General features: G+C 64.8%; 13 protein-coding genes. 5 read left to right on the top strand and 8 right to left on the bottom strand.

What is annotated here, in order from left to right; translation table 11 throughout:
* Positions 1-122 precede the first annotated feature (122 nt).
* From ACYVKM_RS08605 to orn, 4 genes are all read right to left on the bottom strand, one after another.
* A complete protein-coding gene (locus tag ACYVKM_RS08605; RefSeq protein WP_460877184.1) occupies positions 123-1,055 on the bottom strand; it encodes an isopenicillin N synthase family dioxygenase in 933 nt (310 codons plus the stop codon).
* Positions 1,056-1,154: 99 nt separating this feature from the next.
* Positions 1,155-2,507, bottom strand: a complete 1,353-nt coding sequence (glmM, locus tag ACYVKM_RS08600; RefSeq protein WP_460877183.1) for a phosphoglucosamine mutase — start codon at positions 2,505-2,507, stop codon at positions 1,155-1,157.
* Between the two features lie 88 nt (positions 2,508-2,595).
* Positions 2,596-3,510 carry a dihydropteroate synthase gene (gene folP / locus ACYVKM_RS08595; protein ID WP_460877182.1) on the bottom strand — a complete coding sequence of 305 codons (915 nt, stop codon included), beginning with the start codon at positions 3,508-3,510 and terminating at the stop codon, positions 2,596-2,598.
* 41 nt (positions 3,511-3,551) lie between these two features.
* Positions 3,552-4,118, bottom strand: a complete 567-nt coding sequence (orn, locus tag ACYVKM_RS08590) for an oligoribonuclease (protein WP_460877181.1) — start codon at positions 4,116-4,118, stop codon at positions 3,552-3,554.
* Positions 4,119-4,200: 82 nt separating this feature from the next.
* On the opposite strand from orn, the gene sbcB reads away from it, so the two are divergent.
* Both sbcB and ACYVKM_RS08580 read left to right on the top strand, forming a co-directional pair.
* A complete protein-coding gene (sbcB, locus tag ACYVKM_RS08585) occupies positions 4,201-5,646 on the top strand; it encodes an exodeoxyribonuclease I (protein WP_460877180.1) in 1,446 nt (481 codons plus the stop codon).
* A 42-nt stretch (positions 5,647-5,688) separates the two neighbouring features.
* The gene (locus tag ACYVKM_RS08580) at positions 5,689-6,375 is read left to right on the top strand and encodes a DUF2461 domain-containing protein (protein ID WP_460877179.1); all 687 of its coding nucleotides are present in this window, start codon (positions 5,689-5,691) and stop codon (positions 6,373-6,375) included.
* Here ACYVKM_RS08580 and ACYVKM_RS08575 read toward each other — a convergent pair.
* Positions 6,372-7,706, bottom strand: a complete 1,335-nt coding sequence (locus tag ACYVKM_RS08575; protein ID WP_460877178.1) for an MFS transporter — start codon at positions 7,704-7,706, stop codon at positions 6,372-6,374. The genes ACYVKM_RS08580 and ACYVKM_RS08575 overlap by 4 nt on opposite strands.
* A 282-nt stretch (positions 7,707-7,988) precedes the next feature.
* On the opposite strand from ACYVKM_RS08575, the gene aqpZ reads away from it, so the two are divergent.
* Positions 7,989-8,720: an aquaporin Z gene (aqpZ, locus tag ACYVKM_RS08570; RefSeq protein ID WP_460877177.1), complete on the top strand. Its 732-nt coding sequence runs from the start codon at positions 7,989-7,991 to the stop codon at positions 8,718-8,720.
* A gap of 117 nt (positions 8,721-8,837) precedes the next feature.
* On the opposite strand, the gene epmA is transcribed toward aqpZ, so the two are convergent.
* Complete coding sequence (gene epmA / locus ACYVKM_RS08565; RefSeq protein WP_460877807.1) at positions 8,838-9,788, bottom strand: EF-P lysine aminoacylase EpmA; 951 nt, start codon at positions 9,786-9,788, stop codon at positions 8,838-8,840.
* Positions 9,789-9,796: 8 nt separating this feature from the next.
* Complete coding sequence (gene ligA, locus ACYVKM_RS08560) at positions 9,797-12,211, bottom strand: NAD-dependent DNA ligase LigA (protein WP_460877176.1); 2,415 nt, start codon at positions 12,209-12,211, stop codon at positions 9,797-9,799.
* A 144-nt stretch (positions 12,212-12,355) separates the two neighbouring features.
* Between ligA and ACYVKM_RS08555 the strand changes: the two genes are divergently transcribed.
* Positions 12,356-12,982, top strand: coding sequence for a phosphatase PAP2 family protein (locus ACYVKM_RS08555; RefSeq protein WP_460877175.1), 627 nt, complete (start codon positions 12,356-12,358; stop codon positions 12,980-12,982).
* Positions 12,983-13,000: 18 nt separating this feature from the next.
* Here the strand turns inward: ACYVKM_RS08555 and rnk are convergent, their stop codons facing one another.
* Positions 13,001-13,411, bottom strand: coding sequence for a nucleoside diphosphate kinase regulator (gene rnk, locus ACYVKM_RS08550; RefSeq protein WP_460877174.1), 411 nt, complete (start codon positions 13,409-13,411; stop codon positions 13,001-13,003).
* A gap of 260 nt (positions 13,412-13,671) precedes the next feature.
* Here rnk and ACYVKM_RS08545 point away from each other — a divergent pair, with 260 nt between their 5' ends.
* The gene (locus tag ACYVKM_RS08545; RefSeq protein ID WP_460877173.1) at positions 13,672-15,072 is read left to right on the top strand and encodes an MFS transporter; all 1,401 of its coding nucleotides are present in this window, start codon (positions 13,672-13,674) and stop codon (positions 15,070-15,072) included.
* Positions 15,073-15,134: the final 62 nt, after the last annotated feature.

The following is a 15,134-nucleotide window of genomic DNA, read 5'->3' as shown; positions in this document are numbered from 1 at the left end:
CGCATTCGCTGCGATGGCCGGGATACTGCCATGCCGGCAAGGCAAATATCGGCCAGCTCCGGGGAATACCCGAGGCACGCGCCAGCGGTACGGGATGGCCGTGCTCCCGCCGGCGCCCGCCGTCAGATCAGCTTGATCTCGCGCAAGCGCTGCAGCAGGTATTCGTGCGAGTTGATCGAGGTGTCGTAACGGCGCGGATTGTCCGGCGTGATGCACGAATCGAGCGGATCGAGCACGACGTCCGGATTCGGGTGCAGGAAGAACGGCACCGAATAGCGCGGCTTGCGCGCGTTCTCGTTCTGCGGGTTGACCACCCGATGCGAGGTGGACGGGTATACGTGGTTGCTCAGTCGCTGCAGCATGTCGCCGATGTTCACCACGATCGCGTCGCCCTCGGTGGTGATCGGCAGCCACTCGCCATCGCTCAGCACTTCCAGCCCCTCGGCGCTGGCGCCGACCAGCAGGGTGATGAAGTTGATGTCCTCGTGCGCACCGGCGCGCACGTTGGGAATGTTGTCCTGGGTAATGGGCGGATAGTGGATCGGCCGCAGGATCGAGTTGCCGAAGTCGGTCTTGTCCTCGAAGAAGTTTTCCGGCTGATGGATATGCAACGCCAGTGCGCGCAGTACGCGCGTGCCGAGCTGGTCCAGCGCCTCGTACAGGCCGTAGCCATACCGCTTGAAATCCGGCACCTCGGCAGGCCAGAGATTCGGCGGCATCACGTCGGCGAACTTCGAGTCGCGCGGGATCTCGCGGCCGACATGCCAGAACTCCTTCAGATCCGCGTACTGGCTGTCCTTGGCGGTCTCCACCTTGAACGGCGTGTAGCCGCGCGCACCGCCACTGCCGGCGATGTGGTACTTCATCTTGGTTTCGGTGGGCAGCGCGAAGAAACGCTGGAATACGTCGTACGAACCGTCGATCAGCTCGCGCGGAATGCCGTGGCCGCTGATGCAGCAGAAACCGAATTCGCGATAGGCGGCACCCAGCTCGGCGACGAAGGCATCGCGGTCGGTGTCATAGCGGCGGATATCAAGGGTAGGAACATTTTTCATGGCTGTAGTCCACTAGGTTGGGCGTGCGGTCGATTCATCCGCCACCGCAGGGGCGGTGCACGTCGGGCCTATCCATGGCGACCCAGTACAACTACAGGTTCACGAGCGTTCGGCTACGGATTTTACAATCCCTGCCAGCTTTTCCGCCAACTGCTGCACTTCCGCCGCATCCGCCGCCTCGATGGTGACGCGTGCCAGGGGCTCGGTACCCGAAGCACGCAGCACTACCCGGCCGCGACCGTGCAGGATCTGCTCCACTTCGACCAATGCAAGCTGCACTTCCCTGCTGGCCAACGCCTCGCGTGCGCCGGCAGCACGCACATTGAGCATGACCTGCGGCAATTTCTTCAGACCCTGACGAGCAGTGGCCAGATCCTGGCCGGACAAGGCCAGCGCCTCCAGCACCGCCAGCGCAGCCACGATGCCATCGCCGGTGGTGGCGCGGTCAAGGCACAGGATGTGGCCGGAAGTCTCGCCACCGAGGATGCCGTCATGCTGCTTGAGCTGCTGCATCACGTAGCGATCGCCCACATTGGCCCGGATCAGCGGTACATCGAGTTGAGCCAGTGCCAGCTGCAGGCCGTAATTGCTCATCAAGGTGCCCACCACGGGCCCCTTGAGCAGGCCGCTGGCGCGCCAGCTTTGCGCCAGCACATAGAGGATGTCGTCGCCATCAGCCAGCACGCCGTGCCGGTCGACCAGTTGCACGCGGTCGCCATCACCATCGAACGCGATGCCGATGTCGGCACCATGTGCCAGCACTGCCTGCTGCAGTGCCTGCGGATGGGTGGAACCCACATCGCGATTGATGTTGAAGCCGTCCGGCCTGTCGCCGATCGCGATGACTTCCGCGCCGAGTTCGGCAAACACTTTCGGCGCCACCTGATAGGTCGCACCATGGGCGCAGTCCAGTACCAGTTTCAGTCCGCGCAGGCTGAAATCCTCGGCCACGGTCGCCTTGCAGAACTCGGCATAGCGCGCCACCGCGTCAGCGACACGGGTAGCCTTGCCTAAGCGCTCGGAGGCCACCGTGACGAAATCCGCATCGACCTCCTGTTCGATCGCCAGCTCGACCGCGTCGGACAGCTTCTCGCCATTGGCGGAGAAGAACTTGATGCCGTTGTCGTGATGCGGGTTGTGCGAGGCGCTGATCACGATACCCGCGCTGGCGCGCATCGAACGGGTCAGGAAGGCCACGGCCGGGGTCGGCATCGGTCCGAGCAGCCCCACGTCGGCACCGGCGGCGACCAGGCCCGCTTCCAGCGCCGCCTCGAACATGTAGCCGGAGACACGGGTGTCCTTGCCGATCAGCACCTTCGGCCTATCCTTGCCGTCGCGGGCCAGCACGCTGCCGACGGCGCGGCCCAGCCGCAACATGAAGTCCGCGCTGATCGGCCATTGCCCGACCATGCCGCGAATACCGTCCGTGCCGAAATATTTGCGTTGATTCATCGTGTGCTGCCGTTCCAAAGGGTTTCCCTGTCCCGACCGCGATGCATGATGCCGCACCGCCGTCCCTGGTAAATCGTCCTGCAAGCGTTCAATCGTCGTCCGGCCAGCGCGGTGCGGCGGTTTTCTCATCGCGCCGCGGCACCGCATCGATTGCATGGACTGCCTGCCACACGGCCAGTGCATCCACGGTGGCCGCCACATCATGTACACGAACCATGCGTGCGCCACGCTGAACGGCAATCAGCGCCGCCGCCGCCGAGCCGGCCGCGCGATCGACCGGATCAGCGCGGCCGGTCAGCGTGCCGATCATCGACTTGCGCGACAGCCCGGCGTATACGCCGCTACCCAGGTTGGCGAAGCGCTCCAGTGTGCACAGCAAGGCCAGGTTGTGTTCCAGCGTCTTGCCGAAACCAAAGCCTACATCGACCATCACCTTGCGCCGGTCGATCCCGGCCAGCTCGCAGGCGAACAGCCGGTCGGTCAGGAAGCGGTGTACCTCGCCCACCACGTCATCGTAATGCGGCTCGGTCTGCATGCTGCGCGGCTCGCCCTGCATGTGCATGAGACATACCGGCACACCAAGCTCGGCGACGGCATCCATCGCACCATCACGGCGCAACGCATACACGTCGTTGATCATGCCGGCGCCAGCCGCCACCGCAGCACGCATCACTTCCGGCTTGGAGGTGTCGATCGCAATCGGCAGTGCGGTACGCGCGACCAGTTGCTCGATCACGGGCAATACACGGCGCAGCTCTTCATCGACCGATACATCGGCAGCACCAGGACGGGTGGACTCGCCACCGACATCCAGCATGTCGGCACCCTCTTCCGCCATGCGCAGACCATGCGCCACGGCAGCCTCCACACTGTCGTGCGTACCGCCGTCGGAGAACGAGTCCGGTGTGAGATTGAGGATGCCGACCACCCGCGGGCGATCGAGCCGCAACAGGCGTCCGGCACAATCCAGTACCGGCGCAAACAGATCGATCGACATGCTCATTCCTCGTTGATCCGATACGACATACCCGTACCGCGACAGGTTCAGACCTCGGTCAAACCGCCCAGCTCGCCCATGTAGCCGCGGTAATGACGCAGCTCCGCAATGGAATCGCGGATATCTGACAGCGCGGTATGCGCCGACTCCTTGCCGAAACTCTTGGCGACGTTCGGCGCCCAGCGCCGGGCCAGTTCCTTGATCGTGGAAACATCCAGATTGCGGTAATGGAAGTAGCGTTCCAGCCGCGGCATCTGTCGATGCATGAAGCGCCGGTCCTGGCAGATCGAATTGCCGCACATCGGCGACTTGCCCGGTGGCACCCACGCGCGCAGGAAATCGACCGTGGCCTGCTCGGCCATTGCATGGTCGGTTTCCGAAATCAATACCTGCCGCCACAATCCCGACTTGTGGTGCTGGTTGCTGTTCCAGCTGTCCATCGACTCCAGCCGGTCGATCTCGTGGCGGATCGCGAATACGGGGCCCTCGGCCAGCACGTTCAGATGCTTGTCCGTGACGACCGTGGCAATCTCCAGGATCGAGTCGTTGTCGGTGTCGAGACCGGTCATTTCCAGATCGATCCAGATCAGGTTGTCTTCGTGGGCGTGGCTCATGAGCTCTCCTTGTATGAGCGAGTTTATCAGTCTTGCCGGCTGCACCATGCCAGTGTGCTTTGGGCCATGCGATGATCGGGTGATGCAGACCTTCTTCTGGCACGACTACGAGACCTCCGGCGCCGACCCGCGACGCGACCGGCCACTGCAGTTCGCCGGCATCCGCACCACGCCGGAGCTGGAAATCATCGGCGAGCCGGTGATGTTCTACGGCAAGCCGTCGCTGGAGATGCCACCGCATCCCGACGCCTGCCTGATCACCGGGATCACGCCGCAACAGGCCGAACGCGAAGGCGTCAACGAGGCCGAATTCGCCGCCCGTGTGCACGAACAACTGGCCGCGCCAGGCACCTGCGGGGTCGGCTACAACTCGTTGCGCTTCGACGACGAATTCACCCGGCAGATGCTGTACCGCAACTTCTACGAGCCGTACGGACGCGAGTGGGAGAACGGCAACTCGCGCTGGGACCTGATCGACCTGGTGCGCATGTGTCAGGCGCTGCGACCCGAAGGCATCGTCTGGCCGACGCGCGAGGATGGCACCCCCAGCTTCAAGCTGGAGCAGCTGGCCAGTGCCAACCAGCTCCGGCAGGAGCGTGCACACGACGCGCTGTCCGACGTTTACGCGCTGATCGACCTGGCCCGGCTGCTCCGGGTGCGCCAGCCGCGATTGTGGGATTGGTATTACGGGCTGCGGCGCAAGCAGAAGGTGTTCGAGCTGCTCGACGTGGTGAACATGACGCCGGTGGTGCATGTGTCCTCGCGCTATCCGGCCAGCCGGCACTGTCTTGCCGTGATCGCACCACTGGCGCCGCACCCGAGCCGCACCGGCGAAGTGATCGTGTACGACCTCGCCACCGATCCGGCCACATGGCTGGCATTGGATGAGGACGAGATCGCTGACCGCATCTTCACAGCACGTGCCGACCTGCCCGAAGGCATCGAGCGCATCCCGCTGCGCACCGTGCGCGCGAATCACGCGCCCGCGCTGGCGCCGTTGTCCGTGTTGCAAGGGGTGGATCCGTCGCGCCTGCAACTGGATCTAGACCGTTGCATGGTTCACCGTGACACATTGCGCGCGGCGGAAGGACTGACGGAAAAACTGCGGCGCGTGTTCCAGCGCGCCGCCGAACTCCCGCCACCAGAAGACCCCGAACTGGCACTGTATGGTGGTGGTTTTCTGCCCGATGCCGACAAGAAGCTGCTGGCCCAGGTACGTGCCACGCCACCGGCGGAACTGGGTACGCGCGCGTTTCCATTCCGCGACAAGCGCTATCCGGAGCTGCTGTTCCGCTACCGGGCACGCAACTGGCCGGAAACGCTGAATCCGGACGAACATGCACGCTGGGACAACTTCCGCCAATCACGATTGACCCGGCATACGGCGCTGACCGGCCTCACGCTGGAGGATTATTTCGCCCGCGTGGCCGAGCTGCGCAATGATCCGCAGATCCAGGGCAAGCAGGCCCTGCTCGATCAGTTGCAGGCCTGGGGCGAGCAGCTCGCCGCCGGCATCGGCCCCGTTTGATCCCATCACCTTGACCCCATCACCGCAGCCCGTCGAGCCGCCATGTCCCAGACCTATTTCACACCCGCTACCTTCCGTTTCCTGCGCGCGCTCGACCGCAACAACAGTCGCGACTGGTTCGCCGAGCACAAGGACGACTACGAGCGTCATGTACGCGAACCGTTCCTGCAGCTGATCACCGACATGCAGACGCCGCTGGCCAAGATCAGTCCGCACTTCCGCGCCGACCCGCGCAAGAACGGTGGCTCGCTGTTCCGCATCTTTCGCGACACCCGTTTCTCCAACAACAAGCTGCCGTACAAGCCGTGGCAGGGCTCGCGCTTCTTCCACGAACGCCGGCACGAAATCCCTGCGCCGTCGTTCTATGTGCACATACAGCCGGGCGACTGCTTTGCCGGTGGAGGCATGTGGCATCCCGAACCGGATGCGTTGAAGCACATCCGTGACTTCATCGTCGACAACCCGGCCGCATGGAAACGTGCCACGCAGAGCAAGCCGTTCCGTGAACACCTCGCGTTCTGGGGCGAATCGCTGAGCCGGCCACCGCGCGGCTACGATGCCGCACACGAGCTGATCGAGGATCTCAAGCGCAAGGACTTCGCAGTCGGTGAAGGTTTCGACGAGGCGCTTGCCTGTTCCGCCGAGCTGCTGCCGTGGATCGTGGCGACGTTCAAGCGCGTCGCGCCAATGATCGATTACCTGTGCGCGGCGCAGGAACTGGAGTTCTAGCCCGCGGCACGCACCGCGCTGTATCTGGCACGCCGTAGCGTGATCGACCAGACCGCCACGGCGACCCCGATCAGTGCGGCAAACGCCACGTAGTGCGCCGGCGCCAGCACGCCGAAGCGCTTCACCAGCAAGCCGATCAGCGGTGGCGTGAGCCCGCCGAACAGTGCATAGGCGATGTTGTACGAGAACGACAGCCCGGAGAAACGCACCGCCGGTGGAAACGCCACCACCATCAGCGCCGGCACCACGCCGACCACGCCGACGCTGAAACCGGCCAGCGCGTACAGTGCAATGAAATGTGCACCACCGCCCTGCAAATCCAGATATAGCGCGTAGCTGCAAACCAGCAAGCCGATCGCCCCAAGCAGCAGTGCACGCGGATAACCGATGCGATCGGCCAGCCAGCCATAGCACAGGCAGCCCAGCGCCAGCGCGAACGAGGCCGCGTTGTTGCCGAGGAAGGCACGCGCCGGTTCGATGTGGAAGACCGACTGCACCAACGAAGGCGTCATCAGGATCATCACCACGATCGCGGCCGTGAGCATCCAGGTCACCAGCATCGACACCAGCACGCTCGGCAGATGCCGCTCGAGCACCTGCTGCAGCGGCAACCCTTCCGCCAGCTCGCGACGCGCATGCATCGCCTCGAACACCGGCGTCTCGCTGAGCCATTGCCGCAGCCATACCGCGAAGAAGCCGAACACGCCGCCGACCAGGAACGGCAGCCGCCAGCCCCAGTCGAGCACCGCAGCCGGCGTCATGTGATTGTTGATCGTCGCCGCCACCAGCGATCCGATCAGGATGCCGACGGTAAGCCCCGAAGTAAGGCTGGCACAGGCAAAGCCGATCCGCTGCGGCGGCACATGCTCGGACACGAACACCCACGCGCCGGGCACCTCGCCACCCACCGCGATGCCCTGCACCACGCGTAGCAGCAAGAGCAGCAGCGGTGCCAGCGGGCCGATCTGCGCATAGACCGGCAGCAAACCGATGCCCAGTGTCGGCAGCGCCATCAGGAACACGCTGAGCGTGAACATCTTCTTGCGCCCCAGCTTGTCGCCGTAATGCGCCATCACGATGCCGCCCAGCGGGCGCGCCAGATAGCCCGCGGCAAAGATGCCATACACCTGCAGTTGGGCCAGCCACGCCGCAGTGTCCTTCGGAAAGAACAGATGGCTCAGCGGAATTGCAAAGAACACGAACACCACGAAATCGTAGAACTCCAGCGCACCGCCGAGGGCGGAAAGGCCCAGGGTGCGCAGATCGCGTCGATCGAGTGCGCGCGCAGTCGCTGGAACATTCGACAGGGGCGAAACGGCGGCATCGGTCATCGGCGGCTCCACGGGTCGTTCAGGCAACGATCCGCGCAACATAGCGCATCGCCACGCGATATGGATGGCTCCGATACGAGGCTCGTACCAGACACGGGCATCGCTTATGCTGCGCGCGTCCGGCAGGGATTCCGGGTGAAGTCGGGATGCGGCACGCGCGCCCACCGGCCTGCGTTGCTGCAACCCACCGCGGTTCTGGGGAAAACGTCTTCGCATGTTGTGACGAGTCGCGCACACGGTGATGCCGCGTGCGCCTGCATTCAACCGACAAGGAGTTTCCTGATGAGCATGAGCAAGCGTTTGGCCGCCGAATTCTTCGGCACGTTCTGGCTGGTTCTGGGTGGCTGCGGCAGTGCCGTGCTGGCCGCGGCATTTCCGCAACTGGGCATCGGCTTCGCCGGCGTGGCGCTGGCGTTCGGCCTGACCCTTCTGACCATGTGCTACGCCATCGGCCACATTTCCGGCTGTCACATCAATCCGGCGGTGACCTGCGGTCTCGCTGCCGGCGGCCGGTTTCCGTTGAAGGAAGTGATCCCGTACATCATCGCGCAGGTCATCGGTGGCATCGTCGCCGGGCTGGTGCTGTACACGATCGCCTCGGGCAAGCCCGGTTTCGACGCTGCCGCCAGCGGCTTTGCCTCGAACGGCTACGGCGCGCATTCGCCGGACGGTTACTCGATGGGCGCCGCGGCGCTGTGCGAGCTGGTGATGACCGGCTTCTTCATCTTCATCATCATGGGTGCGACGCACAAGAGTGCGCCGGTAGGTTTCGCCGGTATCGCGATCGGCCTCGCGCTGACCCTGATCCACCTGATCAGCATCCCGGTCACCAACACCTCGGTGAATCCGGCGCGCTCGACCGGCGTGGCCCTGTTCCAGGGCGGTTGGGCATTGCAGCAGTTGTGGTTCTTCTGGGTGATGCCGATCATCGGCGGCATCATCGGCGGCCTGATCTACCGTTATCTGTGGAGCGAACAGGCCGCGTTACCGGACATCAAGGGCGATAAACCCTGAGTTGCACGTTGCGGGCAAATCCAGGGGTTGGTGAACGCACGACCTGGATTTGCCTGCGGCGGCGCCAGCACGGACGTCCAGCAGCGTTCGCGGCAGGTGGTGATTTTTCACGGGCCTTCAGGCCCGGTTGAACGGGAACGCCAGCACGTTGGAGATCGCATCGGTGCCGGCCAGACACATCAGCAGGCGTTCCACGCCGAGCGCCACACCGGCGCAATCGGGCATCGCGTCGAGCACGTCGAGCAACGCCTCGTCAATGGGGATTTCGCGCAGACCGCGGCTGCGACGCACCGCGTTATCGCGTTCGAAACGCCCACGCTGTTCCGCCGCGTCGTTCAACTCGTGATAACCATTGGCCAGTTCATGGCATCCCAGGTACAGCTCGAAACGTTCGGCCAGCGGCGGATCGCCCGGACGGATCCTGGCGAGTGCGCATTGTGTCGCCGGGTAATCGTGGATCAGCGTGATGCGGTCACGCGGGAATGACGGCTGCAGCTTGTGCGTGATCAACAGGTCGAGCCAGTCGTCCCGGCACAGGCCGTCCGGATGAATGTTGAATTCGGCCAGCGCTTCACGCAATTCGTCGACCGGCGCATGCAAGGGATCGATGCCGAGCTCATCCAGGAACAGTTGCCGGTAACTCTCGATCAGCACTTCGGCGCGTCGCCCGACCATCGCCAGTGCAGCCTCGACCAGCGCAATGGTTTCCTCCATCAGGCGGCGGTGGTCCCAGCCGCTGCGATACCACTCCAGCATGGTGAATTCGGGATTGTGCCGACCACCGGCCTCGCCGTTGCGGAATACCCGGCCCAGTTCGTAGCAGTCGCCGAGACCGGCAGCAAGCAGACGTTTCAGCGGAAACTCGGGGGACGTGCGCAGCCAGCGCTCCCGCGCGCCTGCATCGACATGCCCGCTGAAATGCGTGCTGAAACTCTCGATGTTCGGATCGGTGTTGCCGGCGGCTGAAAGGATCGGCGTTTCAACTTCCAGCACATGGCGCTCGGCGAAGAACGCACGGATCAGCGCATACAGCCGTGCACGCAGCTGCAGGGATGCCACCGATGGCATTTCACGCATCAAGTCGTGCTCTCGTGCTTGGCCAGCAACGCCAGCAACTGCGCCTCATCCCATACCGTCACGCCCAGCTCCCGGGCCTTGTCGAGCTTGGAGCCGGCCGCTTCGCCAGCGACCACGTAGCTGGTCTTCTTCGATACCGAGCCCGATACCTTCGCCCCCAGTGCTTCCAGCCGCTCCTTCGCCTCGTCGCGGCTGAGCGAAGTGAGCGTGCCGGTGAGCACGATGGTCTGGTCAGCCAGCGGTGCCTGCGTCACGGCCGCCGTGGCAGGAATGGCATCGAGCAGGCGTCGCATCGCCGCTTCGGTTCCGCGCAGCTCGGCCAGGGCAGCCGGATCGGCCAGAAAAAGCTCAAGGCCGGTCGCCGCCGCCTGCGGCACACCGGCAGTGATCCAATGTGCCGCCCCGCCTGCCTGCAGTTTGTCGAGCGTGGGAAAATGCTGCGCCAGCAGCTTGCAGCTCTTGGAGCCGAGCTTGCTGATCTTCGCCATGTCGAGCAGTGCGCCCAGATTCAGGCGCTCGCGCAGCAGGGGTGACGGTGCGGCCTCATCACTGAACACGATGCCGGCCGCGAGCAACGCATCGACCACTTGCTGGTTGCCTTCCTGCGCAAAGAATCCGGCGATGGACGTGGCCACTTCGTCACCGATATCCGGCAATACGCGCAATACCGGTGCCGGCATGCTGCGCACGAACTCGAGCCGACCCAGCCATGCCGCCAGGGTCTTGGCCGTGCTTTCGCCGATATGCATGATGCCGAGCGCGAACAGGAAGCGCGCCAGCGTGGTGTGCTTGCTGGCCTCGATACCCGCCACCAGATTCTCGGCCCACTTGGTCGCCACCTTGCCAGCCTTCACCGTCTCCGGCGTGGTGCCCCCGGCCTCCGCCGGGGCAGGCTTACGCTCGTCGATCGCCTGCTTCATCGCCACAAAGCGTTCGACTGTTAGCGCATAAAGATCGGCCGGCGTATGCACGATGTCCAGTTCCACCAGCGCATCGGCGAAACGCTCGCCGAGACCCTCTATATCCATCGCACGGCGCGAGGCGAAATGGATCAGTGCCTCCTTGCGTTGCGCAGCACAGATCAGCCCGCCGGAACAACGCCAGGCCGCGGCGCCCTCCTCGCGGATCAAGGCAGAGTCGCAGATCGGACAGTGCGTCGGCATCGTCCATGGCACGGTACCGGCCGGACGCTGATCCTCGATCACCCGCACCACCTCCGGGATCACGTCGCCGGCGCGGCGCACGATCACGGTATCGCCCACGCGCACGTCCAGCCGCGCGATCTGGTCGGCGTTGTGCAGTGTGGCGTAGGTCACCGTGACGCCGGCCACCTGCACCGGCTCCATCCGCGCGCGTGGCGTGGCGGCGCCGGTGCGACCGATCTGGATCTCGATGTCGAGCAGGCGGGTGGTCTGCTCCTGCGCCGGAAACTTGTGTGCAATCGCCCAGCGCGGCGCGCGCGAGACGAAACCCATCTCGCGCTGGCCGGCATAGTCGTCCAGCTTGTAGACCACGCCGTCGATGTCGTACGGCAGGCTGTCGCGCTTGGTGCCGATACGCTGGTAATACGCGATCAATCCTTCGAAGCCACGCGCGACGTCCACTTCCGGCGACACCGGAAATCCCCACTCGCGCAGCTGCTGCAGCGTCTGCGAATGCGTCGCCGGCAGCGTGCCGCCTTCGACCACACCAATCGCATAAGCGAAGAAGCTCAGCCGCCGCTTCGCGGTGATCGCCGGATCGAGCTGGCGCAGCGAACCGGCGGCACCGTTGCGCGGGTTCGCCAGCGGCTTCTCGTCATGTGCGCGGGCATGGGCATTGAATGCCTCGAAATCCCTGCGCAGCATGATCACTTCGCCACGCACTTCCAGCACATCGGGCCAGCCGTCGCCGCGCAGCTTCAACGGGATCGCGCGCACCGTACGCAGATTCGCGGTCACATCCTCGCCGGTTTCGCCGTCACCGCGCGTAGCACCCTGCACGAATACACCCTGCTCGTAGCGCAGGCTGATCGCCAGGCCATCCAGTTTCGGCTCCACCGAAAAAACCGGTTCGCGTCGATCCAGCGTCTGCTCGATGCGACGTTCGAATTCTGCGACCTCGCGAAAGCGCTCGCGTTCGGTGTCACCCTCCTGCTCGAACGCATTGCCCAGCGACAGCATCGGAATCGCATGGCGCACCTCGGCAAAACCGCCGTGTGCCCGCGCGCCGACCTTGCGCGTCGGCGAATCGCCCGAGGCCAGTGCCGGATGTTCGGCTTCAAGTGCTTCCAGCTCTCGCATCAGACGGTCGTAGTCGGCGTCGGTGATCTCCGGATCGTCGAGCACGTGATAACGGTAATTGGCCTGCTCGATCTGCGCCCGCAATGCGGCAGCACGGGCGACGATCTCCGCGGGGACTGGACGTTCGGTCATGCATGTCTCCTTCCTCACCGTGCAGTTTAGCGACAACCACGCGCTTCCATCGCCTGCGGCAAGCAAGCCGTAAGCAAATCGAAAGCTGCGAGGCATAGCCTGCTCGGTGCATGCCGCGTTCAACCGTTCCGGGAGGGCAAGATCATGCGCATATCTCGATATCTGGCAGTCCTGGCTGCCATCCTCATGTCCAGCACCGCCATGGCCGGCGGCGGCCCGCTAGGCATCGACCACCGCCTGCATTACGACAACAGTGGCATCTGGAAGCGCAGCAACCAGAACGTGCTGATGTACGGCACGATTCTTACCGTGGCGGGTGGCGCGTTTGCCTTCGGCGATCAGGACAAGCTCGGTGACACGTTCTGGCGTTCGGTCGACGCGATGGTGATCAGCAGCATCGGAGCGCAGGCCATGAAATACACGTTCCAGCGTGAGCGGCCTTCGCAGACCAGCAACCCGGACGAGTTCTTCAAGGGCATCCACTCGCAGAGCTTTCCCAGCGGCGAGGTGACCGCGATCGCCGCCGCCGTGACGCCGTTCATGGCTGCCTACGGTGACGATCATCCCGCTGTTTACGCGCTGGCCCTGTTGCCGGCGTATGACGCCGTGGCACGGGTGAAAACCCGTGGGCACTGGCAGAGCGACGTGCTGGTGGGCGCAGCGTTGGGCACCGGAGTGGGCCTGTGGGCCGCCCATCGCCAGTCCCCCTTGATCATCGGCTGGCTGCCGGGCGGTTTCCAGGTCGGTTTCGTGCATCACTTCAAACCCTGAAACCGCCGGCGGCGAGGCTCAGCGGTGGTAGTGTCCCGCTGCTTCCGGCTGATAGCTGATCTCCAGTACGCGCAGGCGGCGTTGACGGCCGTCCGGCGTCGGCCAGTCGATCTGCTGGCCGCGGGACAGGCCGAGCAAGGCGCTGCCCACCGGCGCCAGGATCGATACGGTGCCGGGCGTTCCGGCAGCTGCCGGGTAGACCAGGGTCAGGGTCAACCGCTCGCCGTTGCCTTCGTCCTCGAACGTGACCGTCGAGTTCATCGTCACGATGTGATCCGGCATCGCCGCCGGCTCGACCATCTCGGCGCGGTCGAGCTCGGCGCGCAACGCATCGAAATGTGCCGCCTCGGCAGCGGGCAGACGCTCCAGCAGTGCCTCGATGCGTTCGAGGTCGATGCGGGAAACAGTGATCGGTGGCTTGCTGCTCATGGCTCTTCCTGATGCTGGCGGCTCCTGCCGCACAAAAGCACACGCCGGAACGAAACCGCCCCGGCGCGTGTGGTCGTTGTATCGTTGCCATGACCTCGTGGTCATGGCCCGCAGATGAAACCAGCCTGACTCTGCGCAAGCCTGCGACGAAAATCAAGCTGTCACAGCAGGTATCATGCCACGACATGTCTCCCCACGCTGCCGCAGATCCCCACGCTGCCGCCTCTGCTGTCCCCAAACCAGCAACGGTTGCGGCAGCCTTGCCTGAGGTTTCCACGCGCGAACGTTTCCGCGGGCTGCTGTGGCTGGTCGCCGCCGCCTTCTTCATGCAGTCGCTGGATTCCACCGTGGTCAACACCGCGGTACCGGCGATGGCCGCGGCCCTGCATGTCACACCGCTGGGCATGCGCACCGCGCTGACCAGTTACGTGCTGACCCTGGCGATCCTGATTCCCGCGAGTCCGTGGCTGTGCGACCGCTTCGGCACGCGTCGCGTATTCGGCGCCGCGATCGTGGTGTTCGGCGTCGGCTCGCTGCTGTGCGGCCTTGCGCAGACCTTGCCGCAACTTGTCGCGGCGCGCGTGCTGCAGGGCATCGGAGGCGCCTCGCTGATGCCGGTGGGGCGCTACGTGCTGGTCCGCAGCATCGCCAAGCGCGAATTCGTGCGCGCGATGAGCACGGTGGCCACGTTCGGCCTGCTCGGCTCGGTGCTGGGCCCCCTGCTCGGCGGCACCCTGGTCGAGTTCACTTCGTGGCGGCTGATCTTCCTGATCAATGTGCCGGTGGCGATCGCCGGCGTGTGGATGAACCGGCGCGACATGCCCGAGTACCGGCTCGATCACGCGAACCGCTTCGACCTGTTCGGCTTCCTGCTGTTTGCCGCGGCCTCGGCCTTGCTGCTCACCGCGTCGGAGCTGTCCGGCAGCAAGCCGGTGCCGTGGGAGCAGATCGGGGCGTGCAGCGTGATCGCCGTGCTGCTGGGCACGATCTACGTATGGCACAGCCGACGTACGGCGCATCCGGTAGCGGACCTCACCCTGCTGCGCGTGCGCAGCGTGTGGGTGGCGCTGGCCGGCGGACTGTTCACGCGTCTCGGCATCTCCGGCATGTTCCTGCTGCTGGTGCTGTTCCTGCAGGTGGGCTGCGGCTGGTCGCCGCTGATGGCCGGCCTGATGATGGTGCCGCAGGCGATGGGCTCGATCGCCGCCAAATGGGTGATCAACCGCGCCCTGGTCCACTTCGGCTATCGCCGGCTGCTGCTCGGCAACACGCTGATCGTGGCCGTCCTGCTGGCCAGCTTTGCCCTGCTCGGGCCGGGCACGCCGGTCTGGGTGATCGCCTCGCTGACCTTCTGCTATGGCAGTTTCACCGGCCTGCAGTACACCACGATGAACACGCTGATCTACAACGACCTGGACATCAAGCACGCCTCGATGGCCTCGTCGATGGCCTCGACCGTGCAGTACCTGGCGATGAGTTTCGGCATTGCGCTGTCCACCTTGCTGATGGAAGGGATGCTGCAGGGCCACGCCCATGAAGACTATGTGGTGGCTTTCCGCTGGACCGTGGTCCTGCTGGGCGTGATCACGGCCGTGGCCAGCCGGGTGTTCGGGCGCCTGCGCCGCGACCGTCCGCTGGGTGCGGCTGCCGCGGCCGAATAAGGCTTTGCCGCGCCAGCGCCGGTGACACGTCGCCGCAGCCTGCATGTAGCATGCAGGCTCCG

The organism is Rhodanobacter koreensis (assembly GCF_054782855.1).
This window is presented reverse-complemented; position numbering and strand designations above follow the sequence as displayed.

Coding starts and splice junctions, on each gene's coding strand:
- ACYVKM_RS08605 (WP_460877184.1), bottom strand. CDS start 1,055: ATGAAAAATGTTCCTACCCTTGATATCCGCCGCTATGACACCGACCGC.
- glmM (WP_460877183.1), bottom strand. CDS start 2,507: ATGAATCAACGCAAATATTTCGGCACGGACGGTATTCGCGGCATGGTC.
- folP (WP_460877182.1), bottom strand. CDS start 3,510: ATGAGCATGTCGATCGATCTGTTTGCGCCGGTACTGGATTGTGCCGGA.
- orn (WP_460877181.1), bottom strand. CDS start 4,118: ATGAGCCACGCCCACGAAGACAACCTGATCTGGATCGATCTGGAAATG.
- sbcB (WP_460877180.1), top strand. CDS start 4,201: ATGCAGACCTTCTTCTGGCACGACTACGAGACCTCCGGCGCCGACCCG.
- ACYVKM_RS08580 (WP_460877179.1), top strand. CDS start 5,689: ATGTCCCAGACCTATTTCACACCCGCTACCTTCCGTTTCCTGCGCGCG.
- ACYVKM_RS08575 (WP_460877178.1), bottom strand. CDS start 7,706: ATGACCGATGCCGCCGTTTCGCCCCTGTCGAATGTTCCAGCGACTGCG.
- aqpZ (WP_460877177.1), top strand. CDS start 7,989: ATGAGCATGAGCAAGCGTTTGGCCGCCGAATTCTTCGGCACGTTCTGG.
- epmA (WP_460877807.1), bottom strand. CDS start 9,788: ATGCCATCGGTGGCATCCCTGCAGCTGCGTGCACGGCTGTATGCGCTG.
- ligA (WP_460877176.1), bottom strand. CDS start 12,211: ATGACCGAACGTCCAGTCCCCGCGGAGATCGTCGCCCGTGCTGCCGCA.
- ACYVKM_RS08555 (WP_460877175.1), top strand. CDS start 12,356: ATGCGCATATCTCGATATCTGGCAGTCCTGGCTGCCATCCTCATGTCC.
- rnk (WP_460877174.1), bottom strand. CDS start 13,411: ATGAGCAGCAAGCCACCGATCACTGTTTCCCGCATCGACCTCGAACGC.